Source organism: Tessaracoccus aquimaris, from assembly GCF_001997345.1.
Classification (GTDB): Bacteria; Actinomycetota; Actinomycetes; order Propionibacteriales; family Propionibacteriaceae; genus Arachnia; species Arachnia aquimaris.
In genome coordinates, this window is the sequence record NZ_CP019606.1 from 3,589,816 (window position 1) to 3,611,463 (window position 21,648).

The following is a 21,648-nucleotide window of genomic DNA, read 5'->3' on the forward strand; positions in this document are numbered from 1 at the left end:
GCAGACGAGCCCACCCTACGGCAGCGTGGGGTGCGACGCCGTCACACCCAGGTCGTCAGGTCAGCGACCGGTTCCCGCGTAGACGGTGGCCTCCCGCTCGGCGTCGAGGCCGAACGCGGTGTGGGCGGCGCGCACTGCACGGTCGACGTCATCGGCGCCGACGATCACCGAGATCCGGATCTCCGAGGTGGAGATCATCTGCAGGTTCACGTCTGCCTTCGCCAGCGCGTCGAAGAACGTGGCGGAGACGCCAGGGTGCGAGCGCATGCCGACGCCGACGACGGAGATCTTGCCGACCTGGTCGTCGTAGAGCAGTTCATCGAAGCCCAACTCGGTCTGGATGGCCTCGAGGGCGCCGATCGCGCGGGCACCGTCTGCCATCGGGAGCGTGAAGGAGATGTCGGTCTTGGTGTCGCTGAGGCGCGACACGTTCTGGACGATCATGTCGATGTTGAGTTCCTCGTCGGCGATCGCCCGGAAGATGCGGGCCGCCTCGCCGACCTTGTCTGGAACGCCCGTGACGGTGATCTTGGCCTCGCCGCGATCGTGCGCGACGCCCGTGATGATGGCTTCTTCCATGGTGTCGTCCTTCGTGATCTCGTCCTGGTTCTTGACCCAGGTGCCCTGCTGGTCGCTGAAAGAGGAGCGCACGTGCACCGGCACGCCCTCGCGGCGGGCGTACTCGACGCACCGCAGGTGGAGGATCTTGGCGCCCGAGGCGGCCATCTCCATCATGTCCTCGTAGCCGATCTCGCGGATGTGGCGGGCGGACGGCACGATGCGCGGGTCGGCGGTGTAGACGCCGTCGACATCGGAGTAGATCTCGCAGTAGTCGGCGCCAAGCGCCGCGGCGAGCGCGACGGCGGTGGTGTCGGAGGCGCCGCGGCCGAGCGTCGTGACGTCCTTCGTCGTCTGCGCGACGCCCTGGAAGCCGGCCACGATCGCGACGTTGCCCTCCGAGAGGGCCTTCTCGACGCGGCCGGGGTGATGTCGATGATGCGGGCGTTGCCGTGGATCGGGGTGGTGATCACGCCGGCCTGCGAGCCGGTGTAGGAGACGGCGTCGACTCCGAGGTCGGCGAGCGCCATGGCGAGCAGCGCGGCCGACTGGCGTTCTCCGGTGGTCAGCAGCATGTCCAGTTCGCGGGACTTCGGCCGTGGCGACACCTTGAGCGCCAGGTCCATCAGGTCGTCGGTGGTGTCGCCCATCGCGGAGATGACGATGATGACGTCATGCCCGTCGGCCCGCGACCGGGCGATCCTGCGCGCCACGCGCTTGATCGAATCCGCGTCCGCAACCGACGATCCGCCGAACTTCTGAACGATGCGACCCATCAACAACCTCCTGGGGAAACCTTGACGAGTCTAGTTCGTCCGGTCGTTGGCCGCCGACTCCGTCCAACGGGGTCCCACCGCGCAGTGCCTTGCGAGGCTGGTCGGGACTCTCGCGGGAGCGTGCGGAGCGCCTCCCTTGGCGTCGCTGATCATCGGCTGCCTCGGCGACGCGGCGGTGTAGCGTCTGCACTGTGTCGACGCTGCCGAAACTGACCGCCGAAGAACAACGGGTGCTCGGGTGCCTCCTCGAGAAGGAGGTGACGGTCCCGGCCAGTTATCCGCTCACCATGAACGCGCTGAAGACGGCATGTAACCAGTCGAGCAGTCGTGAGCCGGTGGTCGACTACGACGACCGCACCATCCAGGACGCGATGCGCGGGCTGAAGGACCACGGCCTTGCCGGTTCCACCTGGGCCGACCACGGTCGCCGGACCATCAAGTACGCGCAGGTCGCCGCAGAGGTGCTCGGGTTGGCCGACGACGAGCGCGCAGTGCTGACCGTCCTGCTGCTGCGTGGCCCGCAGGCACCGGGCGAGTTGAGGACGCGCACCGACCGGATGCACACGTTCGCCGACCGCGGCGCCGTCGAGGCGTGCCTCACGAGGATGGCCGGGCGGGAGGCACCACTGGTGGTCGAACTGCCCCGACGACCGGGGCAGCAGGACGCGCGATGGGCACACCTGCTCGGCGAGCCGCCGACCGTCCCCGGACCGGTAGCGGAGGTCGACCGGGAGCAGATCCTCGCCGACGGCCCGGGGGAGCGCGACAACCAGATCCGTGCGACCTACGCCGCCGTCGCCGAGGACTACGCCGAGCAGTACGGCACCTGGCTGGACGAGCGACCGATCGAACGCTGGCTGCTCGACAGGGTCGTCGACCTCGCCTACGAGCGCCCCATCGCCGACGTCGGCTCGGGTCCCGGCAACATCACCGCCTACCTGGCTCGGGCCGGGGGAGACGTCACGGGCTTCGACCTGTCGCCCGAGATGGTGGACGTGGCTCGGCGCGAGCATCCCGAGATCAGCTTCGAGGTGGCCGACCAACGCCGCCTCCTGCGCCCTCCCGCGGCCTCGGGGTGGGGCGCCATCACCGCCTGGTACTCGCTGATCCACTACACGCCGACCGAGTTGGTCGCACAGATCGGCTACCTGGCGAACCTGCTCGACGAGGAGGGCGTGCTGGCGATCGCGGTGCACGGCGGGGCCGAGGTGTCGACGACGGCGCAGTGGCTCGGCCACGACGTCACGACGCCCTGGGTCAGCCACGACCCGGCGCAGGTGCGGGCCGCCGTTGCCGCGGCGGGGCTGGTCGAGATCGAGGCCTACGTCGACCTCGGCGAGGACAGGGACCGGGTCTTCGTCCTTGCACAGCGGCCCTGACCGTCAAGGGATGACGTAGGGCCTTCCGCCCTCCGAGTCGGACGTGAACAGGACGTCGCCCCGCGCGTCGAGGTACTCGACGACCAGTCGCCCGGAGGACTTGGGCTGCCTCGTCACGACGAAGGAGTAGGTGCCGTCAACGATGTCGACGGTGTACTGGCCGTCGACCCGCATGCTCGTCGCGCCCTCGACGGGGACGAGCCCTGACCCGACCTCATACGGCTTGATGCTCGGGTCGTCGACCTTGCCGCCTCCTGGCAGGAAATAGCTCGCCGAGATGCCCCAGAACTCGTCGCCGGGCCGCAGCGTGGGGCTCTCCGTGGCCGCCTGCGCCATGCCGTAGGGGCGGAGTCCCGAGACGTCGCAGGCGTAGTAGGTCTCCTCGAGGAGGAGGAGGGCCGTGACGATGCCGTCCTTCTCCGCCGCGTTGACCAGCGTCGCCGCCCTGAGGTCGGGCGTTCTGAAGTCGTAGGAACGGCCGGCGCCCTCCTCGAACGGAGCGCCGTCGTATCGGCGCAACTGCTGGGAGCAGAGCGCGGCCAGGCGTTGCGGGTCGGCGATGCTCGGCGCGGGGTCGGGGATCGCCGACGTCGTGTCGCCGGGCTCCGGCACGATGCAGAGCCGCTCGCTTGACCGTCCTGCGGGGTCGACGAAGAGCACCGGGTCGCCCGTGGAGTAGCGCTGGTCTGAGTGCGCGATCGCCCACGCGATCGATTCCCCTGGGGGAGTCTCGTAGCCGGGCTTTCCGTCGTAGGCGTCGAGTTGCGGTCGGCAGCGCTGCGTCACCGCCTCGGGCGTCAACCGATTGGTCGCCTCGGACGGGGAGGTCTCCTGGGTGGGCGCGGGCGTCGCCGGGGCGGGGGAGGCGACCATGGTGGCCGGACGCATGGAGCCGGCTCCGAAGGCCACGCCGCCGACGGTGAGGGCGGTCACGAGGGCGACGCCGCCGATGCGCCGTCGCGTCCGGGCCTTCGCGGCGAGCGGCAGCAGGTTCGGGGCGGTGATGCTGCGGTCGTCCGCAGCACGCCGCATGAGGGATCGCAGGGCGTCGGTCTCAGGGTCGTCCATGGCTGGCTCCTGTCGGGGTGAGGATGTGCCGGAGGGCGTGGAGCGCCTCCGAAGTCATGCGCTTGACGTTGCCCTCCGAGCAGCCGAGGGCCGCCGCGGTGTCGGCAACGGAGGCGTCGAGATAGAACCTGAGCACGACGCAGGCCCTCCGGCGCGGGGTGAGTTCCGCGAGTGCCCCGGCGAGGTGGACCCGCTCATCGACGGTTCCGGCCTCGTCTGCGACGGTGGTGTCGCGGATGTCGTCCTGCGGGGCCTCGCGCCGCCAGGGTCGGCGGGACTCGTCAATGAGGATGGTCACGAGAGCGCGCCTCGCGTAAGCCTCCTTCTGGGCCACCCGGTTCCAGCGCGGGTGGAGCCTCAGCAGAGCGGCTTGGGCCGCGTCCTCGGCCTTGTGCCAGTCGCCGCAGATGAGATAGCCGGTTCGGGTCAGCCGGCCGAACGAGGCGCGCACGAAGGCGTCAAACTCGTCGTCCGTCCTGGCCATCGGCGTTCCCCTTGTCTCTGCACGGTAGACGAGGCCAACCGGCTCCGGGGTTGCGTCGCTGCCTGAGTTGGTCGGTGGGCCGTTCCCTGAGCTTGTCGAAGGGTCCGTAACCCGGTCGGGTCTGGTGGGTCGTTCCCTGAGCTCGTCGAAGGGTCCGTAACCGAAGCGGGTCTGGTGGTTTCGGACGTCTCGACAGGCTCGACGATCGGTTCGTTCCCTGAGCTTGTCGAAGGGTCCGTAACCGAAGCGGGTCTGGTGGTTCGTTCCCTGAGCTTGTCGAAGGGTCCGTGACCGGAGCGGGTCTGGTGGGTCGTTCCCTGAGCTTGTCGAAGGGTCCGTTACCGGAGCGGGTCTGGTGGTTCGTTCCCTGAGCTTGTCGAAGGGTCCGTGACCGGAGCGGGTCTGGTGGGTCGTTCCCTGAGCTTGTCGAAGGGTCCGTTACCGAAGGGGGTCTGGTGGGTCGTTCCCTGAGCTTGTCGAAGGGTCGTTACCGGAGCGGGTCTGGTGGGTCGTTCCCTGAGCTTGTCGAAGGGTCCGTTACCGAAGGGGGTCTGGTGGGTCGTTCCCTGAGCTTGTCGAAGGGTCCGTTACCGGAGCGGGTCTGGCGGGTCGTTCCCTGAGCTTGTCGAAGGGTCCGTAAGTGAAGCGGGTCTGCTGGGTTTCGGACGTCTCGACAGGCTCGACGATCGGGTCGTTCCCTGAGCTTGTCGAAGGGTCCGTAACCGAAGCGGGTCTGGTGGTTCGTTCCCTGGGCTCGTCGAAGGGTCCGTAACCGAAGGGGGTCTGGTGGTTCGTTCCCTGAGCTTGTCGAAGGGTCCGGAACCGAAGCGGGTCTGGTGGTTTCGGACGTCTCGACAGGCTCGACGAACGGATCGTTCCCTGAGCTGGTCGAAGGGTCCCGTAACCCGGGTGGTCTGGTGGTTGGTTCCCTGAGCTCGTCGAAGGTCCGCGACCCAAGCGGAACTCCGTGATGCAGAGCGTCAAGACGCGGACCACAGACACCCCAATCTGGCGAGGAAATCTCAAAGAAATACCTTGCCAACGGCCTGTGGACGGGCGAAACTGTCAGTGGCGAGGCGAATAATGTAGGTATGAGGCACGAAGCAGTAGACGAGCTGGAGCGGCACCTCGACGCCGCCCGCGAGTTGCTGCGCACGCTCTCGACGAGCCACCTCACCGCCGCCGACGCCGTCGCGCTGGTCACCCGGATAGACGTCGCGGCCGACCAACTGAGCGGGGCAAGGATGGTCCTGCTCGACGCCGCGGTGTCCGCGGCCGAGCCCGGCACCAACGTCACCGATCAACTCCACGCCACCAACCGCGTCACCCGCAGGAGGGCGCACTCCGATGTCCGCATGGCCACCGAGCTCACCGAGCGCTTCGAGATCGTCGCCGAGGCCTGGTGCTCAGGCCGGGTCAGCGAGGCCCAGGCGCGCGCCATCGTCGCCGGCCTCAAGCGGGCACCCGCCGTCCTGAGCGGTGCGGATCACGACCTCCGCCAAGCCGAGATGGTCGCCTACGCCGCACACTTCGACCCCGACGACCTGCTCAAGCTCGCCACCCGGATGGCGGAACTCACCGACCCTGCGCACGCAGAGGCGCTCGAGGCGGAACGACTTGCCCGCGAGGCGCGCGTCGCCCGCGCCTCCCGGTTGCTGGCCGTGGTTCCCGACCACCACGGCTCGATGCTGATCCGCGGTCAACTTCCGCTCGCCGACGGCGAGGTGCTCCTGGCGCAACTCGAGTCGCTGATGCCGTCGTCCGCGTCCTACCAGCACACCGGCGAGGTCCCCAGCCGCGGAGCCCGCCGCGCCGATGCGCTGGTCAGGCTCTGCTCCGTCGCCGCGTCCGCGGAAAGGCTGCCGCTGCGCGGAGCCGACCGGCCGCACGCCGTCATCACCCTCGATTACGACACCCTCCTGACCGGCCGCGGGGCCGTCGGCTCGATCGCCAGCGGGGAACGGCTCTCGGCCGCCGACGCCCGCCACCTCGCATGCGACGCGAACATCATCCCCGTGGTGCTTGGTGCCCGCTCGGAGCCTCTCGACGTGGGTCGCACCAGTCGGCTGTTCACCGGCTCGCTGCGAGCCGCGCTGACGCTGCGCGACCAAGGCTGTTCGTTCCCCGGCTGCGACGCGGTGCCCGCCGCGTGCGATGCGCATCACATCACCCCCTGGTGGCAGGGCGGAAGCACATCCCTCTCGAACGGCGTACTGGTGTGCGCCTACCACCACCGGCTGATCGAACCCGATCCGCAGAAGCCGGCCGACCACCAGTGGCAGGTCGAACTGGACCCGGGCTCGGGTCTGCCCACCTTCATTCCGCCCAGGCAGATCGACCCCAGCCGGCGCCGAAGGCAACACCGCCGCCACCGCATCAGGGGGAGAACTCTGCCCTCCGCCGAACCCTGCGAGCCACCAGCGGCGGCACCCCCTGTGCTGCAGACATCGGCCGCCTGGGTCGCCTGAACCCGGCTCGAATGGGTGCGGATCCCGATAGGCTCGACACCATGAACGGGGTTCGCTGGGGAATTGTCGGAGCAGGTTCCATCGCGGGTTCGGTCGCGGGCGACTTCCAGTTCGTCCCCGGCGCTGAACTCGTGGCCATCGCGTCCCGCAACCAGGAGAAGGCCGACGCCTTCGCGCTTCAGCAGGGCATCCCCAAGGCCTTCGGGTCCTACCGCGACCTGCTCGAGTCGCCCGAGGTCGACGCCGTCTACATCGCCACCCCGCATCCCCAGCACCGCGACGTCGCGCTCGCCGCGATCGCCAACGGCAAGCACGTGCTTGTAGAGAAGGCGTTCACCGCCACACTCGCCGGGGCGCAGCAGGTCGTCGACGCGGCAAGAGTCAAGGGCGTGTTCGCGATGGAGGCGCTGTGGACCAGGTTCCTGCCCGTGGTCGCGGCGGCGCGAGAGGTGGTCGCCTGGGGGCGCATCGGTCACGTCGTAGCGGTGCAGGGCGACCTGTACGCCTACCGCGAGTTCGAGGCGGGCAACCGCCTGTTCGAGCCCGAACTGGGCGGCGGGGCGATCCTCGACCTCGGCGTCTACCTGGTGAACCTCGCCCAGATGTTCCTCGGTGACGTCAAGAGCATCGACTGCATGACGCGACTATTCTCCAACGGCGTCGAGAAGGCCGCCGCCATCACGCTCGCGCACACGGCGCACGGCCTGTCGTCGCTGACGTGCGGGTTCGACGGTCCCGGCCCTGGCCGGATGCTCGTGGTCGGCACCAAGGGTTGGATCGAGATCGAGCCGCGCTTCCACCACCCGTCGGTGATCACGATCCACCGCCCTGGTGTGCTTCCCCGCGTCATCGAGGCTCCCCCAGCGGGCGCGGCTACAGCCACGAGTTCGCGGAGGCGACCAAACGGATCTCCGAGGGCGCCACCGAGTCCCCGACGATGCCGCTCAGCGACACGCTCGAGGTGATGCGCGTCCTGGAGGCATGCCTGCGACAGGCCGGCATCTACCGCAAGGACGCCACCGTCGAGGGCCTCAGGTAACCGGCCGCGACTTCGCGGGCACTCACTGGTGCGTCTTGTAGTACTCGAGCATGTCGTCGCTGCGGAGCGCCTTGCGGAGGTCGTCCAGGCCGACCCTGTCGACGAGCACGATCGACTGGCCGTCCGACGAGGTGCCGAAGCCGGCGGTGGGGAACTGGAACGAGCCGATGTTCGACGGCTTGAAGTCGCGCATCGACCACCCGAGCGACATGATCGCGTCGTTGGTGAGGTCGGGGTCGACGGTGAAGTTGCCGCCCAGCTTGGTGATGGCGTCGCGGAACTTGCCGGGATCGGTGACAACCCCGGTGGAGGTGAGCTTGCTGAGTACGGCCTTGATCATCTCCCGCTGCCGTGTGGCCCGACCGAAGTCGCCGTCGGAGAGGTTCTTGCGCTCCCGGACGAAGCGCAGCGCCTGCTCGCCGGTCAGCGTGATGTCGCCCTGCGGGAAGTCGAAACCGTCGCTCGAGGAGGCCTCCTGGTTGTACACCGTGATGCCGCCGAGCGCGTCGATGACGTTGACGAAGCCCTCGAAGTCGATGATCGCCGAGTGGTCCATCGGGACCTGGAGCAACTGCTCCACGGTCTGGATCGCCAGCGCGGACCCGCCCCACGAGTAGGCCGCGTTGATCTTGGCGTCGCCGTGCCCCTCAACGGGGACCCAGGTGTCGCGCGGGATGCTCATCAGGAACACCTGGCTGCGGTCTGCGGAGATGTGCATCACCTGCAGGACGTCGGAGCGGCCCCGCTCGCCGCCGCGATGGTCGGAGCCCATCAGAACGATGTTCATCGGGGTGCCCTTTGGACCCGGCGCGACAGGCGTGGGCCTCGGCCCGGTCGGCATCATCGACGGGTCGCGCTGGATGTTGTCCAGCGCGTCGACGGCTGACTTGGCGTAGTAGCCGACGATCCCGACGGCCGCGAGCACAACCGCCAGCATGACGCCAAGCACGGTGAACAGCAATCGTCGGTTGCGCCGCTTCTCCCTCGGCTGGACGTTCTCGTCCGTCTCGTCGGCGCTAGCTGATTGATCCATAGACCCCATGTGCTCAGCGTACTGTCGACGGCTTGCCGCAAGCTGTGGGGCTACTGATCAACCACGAGCAGCGTGCCGGCGGCCGAGAGTTGACGCATGACTCGTACACCTCAAGAGACCGCATTTGGCGGCTCGATCCCAGCTGAATCGCAGCAAAGACTGCAGTGTTTGCGGCTAATGCCTTGTCAAGTCCGATTGAGGAATGGCGGACGTAGGCCCAGTCAGATAAGTGTCCAGCGTTCGCGTCACATCGAGGGGATGAATGATGTGACAACGGGTGATGCGATTAACTGACCCAGCGCATGAATGAGCCGAATGTCGGTCTTACCATTTGGTTCTGTGGGATCCCTGAGTTCAAGCGGAGAATGGCCAGACATCGTCCATTCACTACACACGTCACCCGCCTGGGTCCGTCGTTCTGTCGTCGTCGCATGGGACATCGTCGCCTGGGTTCTCGCACTTCTGACCTTCGCCCTATTCCGTTTCGACTGGGGCCTGGGAAGCCTTCAATGGTTCAGTGTCGTCAGCTACATTCTCGTGGCGTCGGCGTTGCAGATGGTGATCGGGCTCGCCTGCCAGATATACCTCGGGCGTAGTCGCATCGGCAGTTTCTCGGAGGCCTTCTGGCTCACGAGCCTCGTGTTGGTCGTCGGCGCTGTGACCGGTGCTGTCTTCTGGCTTGTAGATCCCGGATTTCCGCGCAGCGTCATCCTGGCCGTTCCATGCCTCGCGCTCCTGATCATGAGTGCTGGCCGCGGGCTCGTCCGGATGTCGCGGATGAATCTCCACGGGGACGCGAAGCGCACCGGTCAGCGGGTGCTCCTGTATGGGGCCGGAGACCTCGGCCATCAGGTGGCTCACCTCGTTGCTCGCTCGAACAACTCTCCCTACAGCATTGTCGGGATCCTTGATGACGACCCGACTCGCCGCTTCCTCAGGATTGAGGGTCACCGCGTCGTCGGCACGGGCGCCTCGCTAGCTGAGCAGGCTCAGCGACTGCAGGCTTCCGCGGTGGTCCTCGCGATCGGAGGCGTGACACCAAGCTTCATCGGAACACTGTCGACCGCCTGCGAAGACACTGGCGTCAAACTCATAGTGGTCCCGCCTGTGCGGGAGATGATCGGCGGAAAGGTCTCGCTCGAAAGCCTGCGCGAGTTCAACGTGGCCGACCTGCTCGGGCGACGTCCCATCTCCACCGATCTTTCCAGCATCGCGGGCTACGTCACTGGCAGGACGGTCCTGGTAACCGGAGCAGGCGGGTCAATAGGTTCCGAGTTGGCGCACCAGGTCAATGAGCTTCGCCCCAGCAAGCTCGTCCTGCTCGACCGGGACGAGTCCGCATTGCACGCCGTCCAGTTGCGGCTCTACGGTATTGGCCTTCTCGATAGCGACGACATGGTGCTCTGCAGTATCCGAGATGAGGAAGCCCTCCGCGCGGTCTTCGAGAAGCACCGCCCCGACGTCGTATTCCATGCAGCCGCGCTGAAGCACCTCCCGATGTTGCAGCAGTATCCGGCAGAGGCGTGGAAGACGAACGTGCTCGGCACGGCTAATGTGCTCCGTTGCGCCCATGAGTCAGGGGTCAGGAACCTGGTCAACATCTCCACAGACAAGGCGGCCGACGCTTCGAGCGTGTTGGGCGGCTCAAAGCGGATCGCCGAGCGGCTGACCGGGTGGTATGCCGAGCAGTACGACCTGGCGTACGTGTCGGTCAGGTTCGGCAACGTGCTTGGATCACGCGGCTCCGTCCTGCACACGTTCAAGGCGCAGATTGAGCGCGGTGGCCCGGTCACGGTCACTGACCCGGACGTGACGCGCTATTTCATGACTATCCCGGAGGCCTGCGAGTTGGTCCTTCAAGCTGGCGCTCTCGGCCGCCCAGGCGAGGTGATGGTCCTCGACATGGGCGAACCGGTACGGATGATCGACGTGGCCCAGCGGCTGATTGCCGAGTCAGGTAAGGACATCGCGATCACCTTCACCGGCCTGCGTGAGGGAGAGAAGCTCGACGAGGTCCTCTTTAGCGTTAACGAGCACAGGGCCTCGAGTCCGCATCCGCTGGTGAGTAGCGTGCGGGTTGAGCCTTTGGCCCCCTGAGCATCTCAGCCACTTGGCCCAGCGAAGCAGCGTTCGAGGGTATGCTCGCCCAGCCGCGACCGGGCCGAAGCGTACTCCATCCCGCGCTCAAACTGACAGGCAAGGACAAGTCTCCGAGCAGTACGGGCCGTAAGCCTGACTGTCAAGTTAGCTAGAAATCCACGCAGAAGTTAGGTCACAGAATGCGCGACATTCGGATCGTTTGGTTTGAGGGTTCAGATGAAGGGACTGCCGCTGGTCAGCATCTCCGTGGAACTCTGCGACGACTAGAGGATCAGGCCATAGTCGTCAATGAAGTCATTTCCGTCTCGGGCGACCAGAAGGAAGGGTGGGCTGGAAGGTTTCGCCGACTGAGTTCGGTCATGTGGCGCTCGATACTAGCTTCCAGCAGAGATGGAATCTTCATTGTTCGTTGGCACCCCTTCGCACTGCTTCCATTGGCATGCCACCGACTCAAAGGGGGGAGAAGTATCCTCTTGATTCAGGGTAACAGTGCAGATTTGAGGGCTGCATACCCTTTCACGTCATGGCTCCCGGTGGATTCGCTGATCATTAAGCGGCTCTTCCCAATTGAGGGTGTAGGTAGGGGTTCCGGCGTGGCGGCTGGATAGAGGGGTCGAGGCCTCCCGAAGATGGAAGTTCCTAAGCTGTCCATCTGGAAGACCTCGACGTGTTCAACGCTACCTTCACCGCGCCTGATCTGACGACCTTCTGCCGCCTCGACGAGCTCGGGTTGGAGGTGACTGGCCAACACGTGACCGCGCGCCGGGCGGTGCTGGAGTGCCGCGTCACGGATGCTGATGACTGGTGCCACAACTGTGGCGGGCGCGGTTTGGTGCGTGACACGGTAATCCGAGGCCTGGCTCACGAGCCCTTCGGTTGGAGACCCACTGTGCTGCGGGTGCGGCTGCGCAGGTACCGGTGTGTCGAATGCGGTCATGTGTGGCGCCAGAGCATGGACCGGGCCGCTGAACCGAGGGCTCGGCTGTCGCGGCGTGGGGTGCGGTGGGCGCTCGAAGCTATCGTGTGTCAGCACCTCACCGTGGCGAGGGTCGCCGAAGGGCTGGCGGTGGCGTGGGACACCGCCAACGATGCGATCATCGCCGAGGGTCGTCGGGTGTTGATCGATGATCCGTCCCGGTTCGACCAGGTCACCGTGCTCGGGGTCGATGAGCATTGCTGGCGTCACACCCGTGCCGGGGACAAGTTCGTCACCGTGATCATCGACCTGACCCCGGTAGCGGCTGGGACTGGCCCGGCACGGCTGCTCGACATGGTCGAGGGCCGCTCGAAACAGGTGTTCAAACGCTGGCTCGCTGCCCGTCCAGCCGCCTGGCGGGCCGGCGTGGAAGTCGTGGCGATGGACGGGTTCACCGGCTTCAAAACCGCCGCCGCCGAGGAACTCCCCGACGCAGCTGCGGTGATGGACCCGTTCCACGTCGTGCGCCTGGCCGGGGAGGCTGTCGACAAATGCCGCCAACGCGTCCAACAAGCCACCATGGGGCATCGAGGCCGCCGCGGGGACCCGCTCTATCAAGCCCGCCGCACCCTACTCACCGGCGCCGATCTACTCACCGACAAACAAGTCACACGGCTCGAAGACCTGTTCGGCGACCAGAACCACGTCGAGGTCGAAGCCACGTGGGGCATCTACCAGCGCCTCGTCCAGGCCTACCGCTGCAAAGACCGCACACTCGGCCGCCACCTCATGGCCAGCGTGATCGATGCGATCGCCACCGGCGTCCCCGCTGAGCTGACTGAACTGGTCCGCCTGGGTCACACCCTGAAACGCCGCGCGATCGATGTGTTGAACTTCTTCGACCGGCCCGGCACCAGCAATGGTCCCACAGAAGCCCTCAACGGCCGCCTCGAACACCTCCGCGGCTCCGCTCTCGGGTTCCGCAACCTGACCCACTACATCGCCCGCTGCCTCCTCGAAGCCGGCGGATTCAGACCCCGCCTACACCCTCAAATCGGATGAGCCCGTTATATCTACTAACGTCCAACTTGGACGCCACGTCCATATCAATCCAGGCGCAATCATAGGCCATGACGTCATCGCGCACGATTTCGTCTCAGTGAATCCGGGAGCGACAATCTCGGGAGCTGTGGAACTTCACTCATTCTCCCTCGTTGGAGCAGCGGCGACTGTCCTACAGGGAATAGAGGTCGGAGAGCACGTTGTGCTTGGAGCTGGAACAGTACTCACAACGAATTGTCCCGACCATGTTGTCGTCAAAGGAGTGCCGGGGCGATGGTAGCTTCACACGACTTTCTAGGCCCAACGCCGGACGACGTAAATGGAGGATGCCTATCCCTTCCCACTAGGGAATCGCCCCCTCCACATCAGAACACAGCAGCGCAGCCTGCCCACACCAAAGGCGCTCCAGACCCTTCTCGGCATCTCTGCATTGTCGTCACAACGGCCCAAACTGCGACCTCCTTTCTGCAGGGATACCTGAACTACTATCGAGAAGCGGGTTGGCGGGTGACACTAATCTGCTCCCCCGGCGCCGGACTTGACCACCTCGCGGACAGTCAAGGTGTGGAGGTGATTGCCGTACCAATGGCTCGAAATCCGGAGGCCTTGTCGGATCTCGCATCCCTTGGACGACTCTTTGTCCGTCTCCGAACTCTCCGGCCAAATGCGATTGTGTACGCGACACCAAAGGCAAGTCTCCTCACCGCGATCGCCTCTTTCGTTTGCCGAGTACCCGTACGAGTGTACGAACAGTGGGGGCTTCGTCTTGAGACGACAAAAGGCGTTGAGCGACGGTGCCTCAGCATGCTCGAGCGAGCCACGGCAGCCCTGTCCACGATCGTCGTACCCAACAGTCAAAGCCTCGCACGAAGCCTGAGAGACGCACAGCTCACAGGAAGAACACCAGTCCGAATACTCGGCGCGGGGTCGTCGCACGGCGTTGACCTCGACCACTTCTCCCGACGGGCTAACACATCACCCCTAGATAGCGACACCACAGCGTTTGTGGCGAACGCGCGTGGCCTTGTGATCGGATTCGTCGGCAGGCTGGCTCCAGATAAGGGCCTTGACACGCTCCTCGCTGCGCTGACTATTTGCCGCCGATCCGGAACTGACGTTCGCGCCATCATCGTCGGGGGAGATGACGGCCCGTCTCCTATCCATGGCCAGAGCCAGGTTGAGAAGCAGCTAGTGCATTTCACTGGTCACGCCTCGGATCCTCGTCCCTACTACAGGGCCATGGATGTCCTAGTCCTCCCGAGCCGGCGGGAGGGCTTTCCGAACGTCGTCCTCGAGGCGGCCGCCATGTGCGTACCGGCGATCGTCAGCGATGCGACGGGCTGTTCGGACGCGGTGAGCCACGAAGTGACCGGTTTGCTCTTTGAGGTCGGTTCCCCTGGTGCCCTCGCCGACGCCATCACCCGACTCGCCGCCGACCGAGAACTCGTCAGGACCCTGGGTTGCGCCGCCCGTCTCCGTGCCGAACGCGACTACTCCCAACAGACAATTTGGAGTCTTCACGAATCACTTCTTCGCAATCTTGTCGAGCAGAGCAGGGAGGGCGTTGAAACAGGCACCACAATCCCGCAAGCAGAGACGGGACGCGCTTCAGCGTGGCACGCCGACGCATCTGAGATACCACCCAGAGAAACGGATATAGAGTGAGTGACAAGAATGACCAACGAGAACCGAAGGCGATCCCCCTTCGGGAGTGCGGTGATATATGACCCTCCAGACTTTGAGCCGACGCGTCTACCAGGAAGCATTATCGACGCTACCATTTCGACACCGCCTAACCACTGATTATTTCCGAAAGCATAGGCGTCGTCCAGACTTGACCAACCCGCGGCTGCATTCCGAACGGCTACTCTTTCGCTCGCTATATGACACAGACCCGATCTTGACCAGCCTTTCCTCGAAGCAACGCGCAAAAGAAGTGGTTCTGAAAACTTACCCAAGACTGCGCGCACGCATTCCAAGAACTCAGTGGACTGGATCACCTGAGCAACTCATTGAGAGGCTCCCGTCGCTCGCGCAATCCACTGACCCCTGGGTTCTGAAGCCGGACCAACTTGGCGGCGGAATAGCGCTCCTGAATGACGCGGGAGGCAGTGTGACGCAGGGGGACCTGCGTCGGCTCATGCGCGAATCGCATCGTACGCAGAAACTCTTTAGGCGATTGGCCCCACGGGCGCTACACACGCTTCCAGAAGTGTTTATCCTCGAAGATCGGATAGGCTTTCATGGTCGTCCTATTGACTACAAGGTCCACACATTCCGTGGCAAACCTCGCATGTTCAGCGTGTACTCAGGTCGCACCGCCCACACCTTTACAGTGCAGCATTTCGATGCCGATTGGACTCTTCTCTTTGGCCGGAACGACTCAGGGCAAGACCTCAGGCCAGAGAACCATGTGCGTGAAGCCCTCATCGACGCCGCTTCCCAGATACACTTCGACTTGGCGTACACCCGCGTGGACTTTTATTGGGACGGCCAACAGCTCTGGCTAGGTGAGATCTCGCCATTCGGTCACATTGACGGCATTGAACTGTATCCAATTCTGGACGCAGCGATGGGTGACTGGTGGACACAGAGCACATTACGCAATCTATCCAGAGACTGACAAATGATCACTGCGTTCGGTTTCACTGTCGTGTTACTCGCACTTATCTTCCTCTTTTCCAAGGTGCGGAAGCACGGCCTGGGCGACTCACCACTGTGGTTTATTGCCTCCAGCCTCGTATTTGTCAACTTTGGGTTCCTCCTCACCCACTGCACAGCCAAGGGCGCCGGAGTTGCATGGACAGCAGATGGGCTTTTGGTTGTTTCCCTGGGCCTACTGAGTTTTATTAGCGGCGCGCTACTACGTAGCTCTCTCCCGCATCGCGCGCCACGGCTGGTCCGACCCGAACGTAGCGAGGTCAAGGAACCTGATCGGGCCCGACTGGTTGTTGTCGCGGGCCTAGTATTAGTTCCGGCTTGGCTCTATTTTGCGCTCTTGGGGTACGTTCCCCTGTTCGACGGGCTCGCAGCAGTCGCAGATCAAGGACTTGATGGACTCGGTCAACTCCAGGCCTCGAGGCTAAGTCGGGATGCGTACGCCTCAGCGAAGGGGGTCTACATTCCGTTTCAGGGTGTCCTGCAACTCGCCCGTAACCTCGGTGCTCCCATCGTGGCGGCATACGCTGCCGCACAGATGGCGCGCTCCGGGTTCTCGAAGACCAGCCTGGCGGTCCTGGCGTTCGCAACGGTGACCCTGCTGCTCGCGGGGCAGAGATGGCCCATGATCTACCTGGCGGTAGCAGTCATCGCTGCGATGTCCCTCTCCGGCATCGAGGTGCGACCAAAACGCTTCTTCCAGGTTGGCATTGGCGTCCTGATACTGGGTATCTCAGTGAGCGTTCTTCAGTCTCGGACTCGTTCTCAGGCCTCCTCGTGGCTTGATGCGTTCACCGACGCTTGGCAGAACCTTCTGGGGCGCATCTTTCTTGAGCAGAGCGCGATACCAATCGCCAGTTATCAGTTCAAGCCCTTCGGCGCTGGAGAGTTACTGGGGCGGTCATACCTCGACTCCTTGCGAGCGTACGCCCCTGGTCCAGGGGAGAGCTTTCCCGTGGAGTTCTTCCGGGCCGTAACAGGCACAAGCACTGGCTACACAGCCCCGCCTGACTTCTACACCGAGGCGTACATCAACTTTGGATTGGTCGGAGTGATAATCATATCAGCCTTTTGGGGGATGGCCCTAGGGTCGCTGAAGAGTCGCACGTTCTCAACCTACGACACCCTGAACGTTGGATTGCAGGCAGGACTCGTCGCGATAGTATCGCAGAGTTGCTTCTCGGGTCCTGTCTTCACACTTTCAGGCTTCATCATTGTGTATGCAATCTCCCAAATCGTGAAACTATTCACACTTTGCGGGGCACATTTTACGCCACGGCCCAATCGACCTTCTCTGAGGCTATTTCACAATGAAGGCTAGGTCTGAACGATCGTTCCGGAAGTCATTTGGCGTCTCGCTGGTCGGAAACTCGGCGGCGGCAGCACTCGGCGCTCTCGCTATCCTTCTGACGATCAGGCAACTGTCTCCGTCAGAGTGGGCGCCAGTCGCCTCTGTGATTGGAATGGGCCCGTCAATCGGTTTGGTCTTGAGCCTCGGCTCGGTTGGATACCAAACACGACGTATTTCGAGGGTGGTCAGCCAACAACTGCGCGGACACCTTTATGCGACATTTGTGACCAGACGATTCGTCATCGGCGGGGCCGTCTTATGCATTGGCGGTCTGGCCGCAATTCGCTCTCCGCTTTCTTGCATCGTATTGCTCTTGGCCGGAAGCCGGTTTATTAGAGGCGGCGTGAGCGTTCGGATGTCCTGCGATCGTCGATTCTCCCAGATCGCGGCGCTTGCAGTGGGGGAAAAGCTGGTGATCGTTGTGTGGGTCGGATGCGCGAAGCTGTCGCAAACGGTTTCTTGGCTGTCACTTCCAATCGGCTACCTCGTATCGTACTGGTGCTACACCGCTGCCGCATTGGCGATTGAGAGACCTTGGAGTACTCGACGCTGGCTCTTCTTTGCCGCCAAGACTCCCGAGTTGCTCTGGTCTCGATCCGGCCGCTTCGGGATAGCATCTCTGACTGGACCACTCCAGCAGGCCGACGTAGCCATCCTCGGGTCGCTCACGGATGACTACCAGGCTGGTCTTCTCGGCTCGGGATCCCGCCTGACCAGTACGACAAACGTCATCGGCGGGTCGTTGGCTAGCGTCGTGATGCCGTACTTCGGACCACGACATGCCGAGAGCCTTACCTGGCTCTTCCCAATTGAGGGTGTAGGTAGGGGTTCCGGCGTGGCGGCTGGATAGAGGGGTCGAGGCCTCCCGAAGATGGAAGTTCCTAAGCTGTCCATCTGGAAGACCTCGACGTGTTCAACGCTACCTTCACCGCGCCTGATCTGACGACCTTCTGCCGCCTCGACGAGCTCGGGTTGGAGGTGACTGGCCAACACGTGACCGCGCGCCGGGCGGTGCTGGAGTGCCGCGTCACGGATGCTGATGACTGGTGCCACAACTGTGGCGGGCGCGGTTTGGTGCGTGACACGGTAATCCGAGGCCTGGCTCACGAGCCCTTCGGTTGGAGACCCACTGTGCTGCGGGTGCGGCTGCGCAGGTACCGGTGTGTCGAATGCGGTCATGTGTGGCGCCAGAGCATGGACCGGGCCGCTGAACCGAGGGCTCGGCTGTCGCGGCGTGGGGTGCGGTGGGCGCTCGAAGCTATCGTGTGTCAGCACCTCACCGTGGCGAGGGTCGCCGAAGGGCTGGCGGTGGCGTGGGACACCGCCAACGATGCGATCATCGCCGAGGGTCGTCGGGTGTTGATCGATGATCCGTCCCGGTTCGACCAGGTCACCGTGCTCGGGGTCGATGAGCATTGCTGGCGTCACACCCGTGCCGGGGACAAGTTCGTCACCGTGATCATCGACCTGACCCCGGTAGCGGCTGGGACTGGCCCGGCACGGCTGCTCGACATGGTCGAGGGCCGCTCGAAACAGGTGTTCAAACGCTGGCTCGCTGCCCGTCCAGCCGCCTGGCGGGCCGGCGTGGAAGTCGTGGCGATGGACGGGTTCACCGGCTTCAAAACCGCCGCCGCCGAGGAACTCCCCGACGCAGCTGCGGTGATGGACCCGTTCCACGTCGTGCGCCTGGCCGGGGAGGCTGTCGACAAATGCCGCCAACGCGTCCAACAAGCCACCATGGGGCATCGAGGCCGCCGCGGGGACCCGCTCTATCAAGCCCGCCGCACCCTACTCACCGGCGCCGATCTACTCACCGACAAACAAGTCACACGGCTCGAAGACCTGTTCGGCGACCAGAACCACGTCGAGGTCGAAGCCACGTGGGGCATCTACCAGCGCCTCGTCCAGGCCTACCGCTGCAAAGACCGCACACTCGGCCGCCACCTCATGGCCAGCGTGATCGATGCGATCGCCACCGGCGTCCCCGCTGAGCTGACTGAACTGGTCCGCCTGGGTCACACCCTGAAACGCCGCGCGATCGATGTGTTGAACTTCTTCGACCGGCCCGGCACCAGCAATGGTCCCACAGAAGCCCTCAACGGCCGCCTCGAACACCTCCGCGGCTCCGCTCTCGGGTTCCGCAACCTGACCCACTACATCGCCCGCTGCCTCCTCGAAGCCGGCGGATTCAGACCCCGCCTACACCCTCAAATCGGATGAGCCATATAACGGCTCGCGCGCTCACAACGGTGCCCTCGGCTATTCGAGAGTTTCTGCCAATCGTCGCGGATGGGTGAATGGCCGTGAAGGCGCGCATGCCCGCGGACTCCAGTTGTTCAGCCAATCTGTGTCGGATGTCGGGTGATCCGATGGCCAGCACGAAGGACTTGTCCGAATCTGCAGCGATCCAGTCGTTCACTGTGCCGAGGTAGCGGGTGTCGCGCGCAGCCAATCTAGCCAGGTTGTCCACTGACGGTGCATCATCCACCACACCTACCACTTCAGGCCCCCGGCCAGCCCTAAGCATTGCTTCGAGTGTGTCCAGCGTTTCTCTGCCGAATCCCGACGCTCCGACGACGACGACCTTCTCAGGCATCGCGGGGGTCTCCGGGGTGGGTGCCGTGAAACTCGACCATGGTTGGAAGCGGGCCATTGCCGATTCCTTGTCGTCGTGTCACCGTCGCCACAGTGGCAAGAAGAATGCAGAGGTCAAGGCTCATACTTCGCCGCTCCACGTACTCCACGTCGAGACGGAGCTTCGTCTCCCACGGCAGGGCATTGCGCCCTCGAGTCTGTGCGAGCCCTGTGATGCCCGGCCGTACCTCGTGTCGTCTAGCCTGTTCGGGCGTGTAGCGAGAGAGATACTTCTCGAGAAGGGGCCGGGGGCCAACCAGGCTCATGTCGCCCTTCAGCACGTTCCAGAGCGTGGGTAGCTCGTCGAGACTCGTGGATCTGAGAAGGCGTCCGCAACGTGTCAGACGTTGTTCGTCTGTGACCAGAGACGCGGTGGGTTCCCTCATAGTGCGGAACTTTGTGAGTCTGAATATGCGCCCGTCTTTGCCCGGGCGGTCCTGTCGGAAGAGAACCGGTCGGCCGAAGTTCATGAGGACCACTAGCGCGGTCAATGCTTGGAGTGGGGCGGTGGCGACTATGCCTACCGCGCTCGTGACGATATCCACGATTCGTTTGACCATGTCATACCGCCGCTTAGTCATGGCATGGCTCCGGTACCCGACTCAGGAATGTGGACAAGTTGGTGCCCACGCGCTCAATCTGTGCTGCGGTCAGCACTGAGCCGCTGGGCAGGGAGAGTCCCGTGAGGAAGAGTCGCTCGCTCGTCCCATCAGTGAAAGAGCGTCGCGTCGCGAACACTGGCTGTAGGTGCATTGGCTTCCAGAGCGGGCGGGATTCAATTCCTGCGTCATCGAGGTGCGCGCGAAGGTCTGCGGCGGTGAAGCCTGCGAGCGAAGGATCGACAAGGATGGATGTGAGCCAGAAGTTGTCCTGGGTGTCCCCACCAGCGAGCCCCGCGGTTCGCCGAACATCTGAATGCCAGGAATGCCCCGGAACAAGGCGCTGTACGTCCGGCGGTGCGAGCGGCGGCGCTCGATCATGTCGTCGAGGCGTGCAAGTTGCGCGCGCCCCAGGGCGGCCAGGATGTTGGACATGCGGTAGTTGTAGCCAACGTCAGTGTGCTCGTAATGCACGACGGGCTGTCGGGCTTGCGTGGCCAGGTAGCGTGCCCGCTTCGCTACGGCCTCGTCATCGGTCAGCAGGGCGCCGCCGCCTGATGTGGTCATGATCTTGTTCCCGTTGAAGGAGACCGCGGCAGCATGACCAAAGGCGCCGGAGGATCGGCCGTTTCGCGTCGCTCCCAGGGATTCGGCGGCGTCTGCGATGACCGGGACTCCATGAGCGTCGGCGATTGCCGCGATGCGCTCGTGATCCGCGACCTTGCCCAGCAGGTCGACCGGCACCACCGCTTTGACCGACCTGCCCTCCTGGCCGAGGACAGTGAGGGCCTCCTGCAGCAGCAGAGGGTTCATGTTGCCCGACTCGTCGGCGTCAATGAACACCGGCTCGGCGCCCGTGTACACGATGGCGTTGGCCGTCGCGGCGAAGGTCATGCTCGAACAGAGCACGAGGTCGCCGCGCCCAACCCCGACTGACAGCAGCGCCAGGTGGAGGGCGGCCGTGCCGGAAGACAGGGCAACGGCGTGACGTCGTCCCGTGTACTCCGCCAATTCCGCCTCGAAGGCGTCCACCTCCGGCCCGACAGGCGCAATCCAGCCTGTGCGAATGGCGCGGACAAGGGCCTCTTCCTCTAGAAGTGTTATGTCCGGGGACGATAGGTAGATTCGGCCGTTCACGCATTCACCTCAGTGTGTGACATTGGACCGAACTCTGCGTCGGTTCAGGGTTGACAATATCGACGCTCTGCGGGCGCTCTGGGGGAGGTCACCCTAAAGGGTAACGAACTGTATTCACAAGGGCATTTGTTGCGCTTGGCGACTCGGGAGGGCGTCCTGGTGCACGCCGCGTCACTGTTCTGGGGGTGGTGATTCCGCCGACAAGAGGCTTTGTAGAGTAACCCCAACTGAACAGAAAGTTGGGCATGGAACTCTCGGACTATCTTCGGGTCCTGCGCAAGTATTGGCGAAGTGTCCTTGGCATTGTGTTGTCTGCAGTGTTTGCGAGTGCAGTGCTGATGATGCTGACCATTCCGACGTATACCGGCTCTTCGGACTTGAGCGTG

14 protein-coding genes and 2 pseudogenes are annotated in these 21,648 nt (G+C 64.2%); 9 read left to right on the forward strand and 7 right to left on the reverse strand.

Going from position 1 to position 21,648, the window contains the following annotated elements; translation table 11 throughout:
• Positions 1-60: 60 nt before the first annotated feature.
• A pseudogene (locus BW730_RS16340) lies at positions 61-1,334 on the reverse strand (aspartate kinase).
• A gap of 191 nt (positions 1,335-1,525) precedes the next feature.
• Between BW730_RS16340 and BW730_RS16345 the strand changes: the two are divergent.
• Positions 1,526-2,713: a DUF480 domain-containing protein gene (locus BW730_RS16345; protein WP_077687196.1), complete on the forward strand. Its 1,188-nt coding sequence runs from the start codon at positions 1,526-1,528 to the stop codon at positions 2,711-2,713.
• Between the two features lie 3 nt (positions 2,714-2,716).
• Here BW730_RS16345 and BW730_RS16350 read toward each other — a convergent pair whose 3' ends face one another.
• Positions 2,717-3,781: a hypothetical protein gene (locus BW730_RS16350; RefSeq protein WP_077687197.1), complete on the reverse strand. Its 1,065-nt coding sequence runs from the start codon at positions 3,779-3,781 to the stop codon at positions 2,717-2,719.
• Entirely contained in the window at positions 3,768-4,265 is a 498-nt protein-coding gene (locus tag BW730_RS16355) for a SigE family RNA polymerase sigma factor (RefSeq protein ID WP_077687198.1), read from the reverse strand. Before BW730_RS16355 ends, BW730_RS16350 begins: the two co-directional genes overlap by 14 nt.
• A 1,091-nt stretch (positions 4,266-5,356) precedes the next feature.
• Between BW730_RS16355 and BW730_RS16360 the strand changes: the two genes are divergently transcribed.
• Positions 5,357-6,733: an HNH endonuclease signature motif containing protein gene (locus BW730_RS16360; protein WP_077687199.1), complete on the forward strand. Its 1,377-nt coding sequence runs from the start codon at positions 5,357-5,359 to the stop codon at positions 6,731-6,733.
• Positions 6,734-6,774: 41 nt separating this feature from the next.
• Positions 6,775-7,698: a Gfo/Idh/MocA family protein gene (locus tag BW730_RS16365; RefSeq protein WP_226996868.1), complete on the forward strand. Its 924-nt coding sequence runs from the start codon at positions 6,775-6,777 to the stop codon at positions 7,696-7,698.
• 96 nt (positions 7,699-7,794) lie between these two features.
• On the opposite strand, the gene BW730_RS16370 is transcribed toward BW730_RS16365, so the two are convergent.
• On the reverse strand, positions 7,795-8,805 hold the full coding sequence (locus BW730_RS16370) for an LCP family protein (protein WP_158522707.1): 1,011 nt from the start codon (positions 8,803-8,805) through the stop codon (positions 7,795-7,797).
• 339 nt (positions 8,806-9,144) lie between these two features.
• On the opposite strand from BW730_RS16370, the gene BW730_RS16375 reads away from it, so the two are divergent.
• The 6 genes from BW730_RS16375 to BW730_RS16405 all read left to right on the forward strand — a co-directional run bounded on the left by BW730_RS16375 (position 9,145) and on the right by BW730_RS16405 (position 19,112).
• A complete protein-coding gene (locus BW730_RS16375; RefSeq protein ID WP_226996869.1) occupies positions 9,145-10,902 on the forward strand; it encodes a polysaccharide biosynthesis protein in 1,758 nt (585 codons plus the stop codon).
• A gap of 670 nt (positions 10,903-11,572) precedes the next feature.
• Positions 11,573-12,883 carry an ISL3 family transposase gene (locus BW730_RS16380; RefSeq protein WP_145952651.1) on the forward strand — a complete coding sequence of 437 codons (1,311 nt, stop codon included), beginning with the start codon at positions 11,573-11,575 and terminating at the stop codon, positions 12,881-12,883.
• 273 nt (positions 12,884-13,156) lie between these two features.
• The gene (locus tag BW730_RS16390) at positions 13,157-14,548 is read left to right on the forward strand and encodes a glycosyltransferase family 4 protein (RefSeq protein WP_077687203.1); all 1,392 of its coding nucleotides are present in this window, start codon (positions 13,157-13,159) and stop codon (positions 14,546-14,548) included.
• Positions 14,549-15,095: 547 nt separating this feature from the next.
• Positions 15,096-15,506, forward strand: coding sequence for an ATP-grasp fold amidoligase family protein (locus tag BW730_RS20435; RefSeq protein ID WP_418082021.1), 411 nt, complete (start codon positions 15,096-15,098; stop codon positions 15,504-15,506).
• 3 nt (positions 15,507-15,509) lie between these two features.
• On the forward strand, positions 15,510-16,862 hold the full coding sequence (locus BW730_RS18320; RefSeq protein WP_145952930.1) for an O-antigen polymerase: 1,353 nt from the start codon (positions 15,510-15,512) through the stop codon (positions 16,860-16,862).
• A 939-nt stretch (positions 16,863-17,801) separates the two neighbouring features.
• A complete protein-coding gene (locus BW730_RS16405; RefSeq protein ID WP_145952651.1) occupies positions 17,802-19,112 on the forward strand; it encodes an ISL3 family transposase in 1,311 nt (436 codons plus the stop codon).
• Here BW730_RS16405 and BW730_RS18325 read toward each other — a convergent pair.
• From BW730_RS18325 to BW730_RS16415, 3 genes and pseudogenes are all read right to left on the reverse strand, one after another.
• Positions 19,081-19,488 carry a PglD-related sugar-binding protein gene (locus tag BW730_RS18325; RefSeq protein WP_145952931.1) on the reverse strand — a complete coding sequence of 136 codons (408 nt, stop codon included), beginning with the start codon at positions 19,486-19,488 and terminating at the stop codon, positions 19,081-19,083. The genes BW730_RS16405 and BW730_RS18325 overlap by 32 nt on opposite strands.
• Positions 19,481-20,071, reverse strand: coding sequence for a sugar transferase (locus tag BW730_RS16410; protein ID WP_269466649.1), 591 nt, complete (start codon positions 20,069-20,071; stop codon positions 19,481-19,483). Before BW730_RS16410 ends, BW730_RS18325 begins: the two co-directional genes overlap by 8 nt.
• A gap of 28 nt (positions 20,072-20,099) precedes the next feature.
• Positions 20,100-21,262, reverse strand: a pseudogene (locus BW730_RS16415) (DegT/DnrJ/EryC1/StrS family aminotransferase).
• Positions 21,263-21,648 lie beyond the last annotated feature (386 nt).